This window comes from uncultured Halorubrum sp. (assembly GCF_937146585.1).
Classification (GTDB): domain Archaea; phylum Halobacteriota; class Halobacteria; order Halobacteriales; family Haloferacaceae; genus Halorubrum; species Halorubrum miltondacostae.
The window spans coordinates 1-2,334 of record NZ_CAKZRO010000166.1 but is presented as its reverse complement, the minus strand read 5'-3'; the positions used below and the strand labels follow the sequence as shown (position 1 = coordinate 2,334).

The 2,334-nt window shown below is 62.3% G+C and carries 2 protein-coding genes and 1 pseudogene; all 3 read left to right on the top strand.

The features are described 5' to 3' along the window. On the top strand, nucleotides 1–1,058 hold a 1,058-nt coding region (locus tag Q0116_RS13835), incomplete at its 5' end, for a DNA polymerase domain-containing protein (protein ID WP_297889572.1). 146 nt (nucleotides 1,059–1,204) lie between these two features. Continuing rightward, nucleotides 1,205–2,131: an ABC transporter ATP-binding protein gene (locus Q0116_RS13830; protein WP_297889569.1), complete on the top strand. Its 927-nt coding sequence runs from the start codon at nucleotides 1,205–1,207 to the stop codon at nucleotides 2,129–2,131. 52 nt (nucleotides 2,132–2,183) lie between these two features. Then, nucleotides 2,184–2,334 (top strand): annotated as a pseudogene (locus tag Q0116_RS13825) (Fe-S cluster assembly protein SufB); the annotation flags it as partial.

Sequence of the window (2,334 nt, the reverse complement as noted above, 5' to 3'; positions counted from 1 at the left end):
TCCGGAACGACCACGACCCCGGCACCGAGCCGTACGAGCAGTACGACCGGCAGCAAGGAGCTGTCAAGGTTATTATGAACTCACTCTACGGCGTGACGGGGTGGGATCGGTTCCGTCTTTACGACAAAGAGGGCGCAGCAGCCGTCACGGCGACCGGTCGCGAGGTCATCGACTTTACCGAGGAAGCCGCAGAAGAGCTTAATTATCAGGTTGCTTATGGAGACACCGATTCGGTCATGTTGTCTCTTTCTAACATGTCGAAAGAGGAGGCTATCGAGACCTCCTTCGAGATCGAGGACCACATCAACGAGCGCTACGACGACTTCGCGCGCGAGGAGCTCAACGCCGACGAGCACCGCTTCCAGATCGAGTTCGAGAAGCTCTACCGGCGGTTCTTCCAGGCGGGGAAGAAGAAGCGGTACGCGGGCCACATCGTCTGGAAGGAGGGAAAAGACGTCGACGACATCGACATCACCGGCTTCGAGTACAAGCGCTCGGACATCGCCGGCATCACGAAGGAGGTTCAACAGAACGTCATCGAGACGATCGTCACCGGCGACGACATCGACGAGGACATGGAGGAGGTGAAATCGTACCTCGTGGACGTCATCGCCCGCGTGCTCGACGGCGACGTGGACCTCGACGAGATCGGGATCCCCGGCGGGATCGGCAAGAAGCTCGACGCCTACGACACGCCGACCGCGCAGGTCCGCGGCGCGAAGTACGCCAACCGTATGCTCGGAACGAACTTCGGCAGCGGGTCGAAGCCGAAGCGGCTCTACATCGAGAAGGTCCACCCCGACTTCTGGGCGCGGATGGAAGAGGAGGAGGGGCTCGACCCCCAGCGCGACCCCCTGTACGGGGAGTTCAAGCGCGACCCGGACGTGATCTGCTTCGAGTACGCCGACCAGGTGCCGGAGGAGTTCGCGGTCGACTGGGAGAAGATGTTGGACAAGACGCTCAAGGGGCCGATAGAGCGCGTGATCGAGGCGCTCGGGATGTCGTGGGAGGAAGTGAAGACGGGACAGGAGCAGACCGGGCTCGGCTCGTTCATGTGACCGACGGCGGGGGCGACCGCGCTCTCTCGAAAGCAGTTTTCCGTTGGTAGAAAATTTCTTGATCGATATGCGATTTTTGACGGGTGGATGCGTAACCATTAACCCCCTCAGCCCCCACCGTCAACGTACGAGGCACGAGAATACTCATGGCTACTCTCGAAATCAACGATCTTCACGCACGAGTGGCGGAAGAGGGCGGCGAACGCATCCTTCGCGGAGTCGATCTGACCGTCGAGTCGGGCGACATCCACGCGCTGATGGGACCGAACGGCTCGGGGAAGTCGACGCTGGCGAAGGTGATCGCCGGCCACCCCGCCTACGAGGTAACTGGCGGGGAGATCCTGCTCCACCTCGACGAGGCCGACGTCGCGGACGTCGACGTCGACCTCGAAGAGGAGGACTACGAGTGGGAGCTGCTGGACCTAGAACCGAACGAGCGCGCCGCGCTCGGCATCTTCCTCGGTTTCCAGTACCCCGCGGAGATCGAGGGCGTCACGATGACGAACTTCCTCCGGCAGGCGCTCAACGCCAAGGCGGACGAGCGTGAGGAGCTGTTCGAGGACGAAGACGAGGACGAGGAGGAGGCGGAAGCCGACGAGGACGACGAGGGGTACGAGACCTCTCCGATGGAGGGGCCCGCGGACGACGGCGAGATCGGCGTCGCCGAGTTCCAGGAGATCCTCTCCGAGAAGATGGAGCTCCTCGACATGGACGAGAAGTTCATGCAGCGCTACCTCAACGCCGGGTTCTCCGGCGGCGAGAAGAAGCAGAACGAGGTCCTCCAGGCCGCGATGCTGGAGCCGAGCGTCGCCGTGCTCGACGAGATCGACTCGGGGCTCGACATCGACCGCCTGAAGGACGTCTCAAAGGGGATCAACGCGCTCCGCGACGAGCAGGGCACGGGCGTCCTCCAGATCACGCACTACCAGCGCATCCTCGACTACGTCGAGCCCGACCACGTCCACGTCATGCTCGACGGGGAAGTCGTCAAGAGCGGCGGCGCGGAGCTCGCCGAGAAGCTCGAGGACGAGGGGTACGACTGGGTCCGCGAAGACGCCTACGAGGCGGCGTAACCGAATGCGGGCACGCGACACACGTAAACACGGGAATCCGTAACAATACACTATGAGTTCACAACAGGACGATCTGAAGGAGACAGACACCGAGGCGCGCTTCGAGTTCAAGAAGGAGGAGAACTCCGCGTTCAAAAGCGAGAAGGGCCTCACCGAGGAGACGGTCCGCGTCATCTCGGAGGACAAAGACGAGCCGGAGTGGA

Bases quoted from the DNA above. Each gene is read 5' to 3' on its own strand.
- Q0116_RS13830 (WP_297889569.1), top strand. From the start codon at position 1,205: ATGGCTACTCTCGAAATCAACGATCTTCACGCACGAGTGGCGGAAGAG.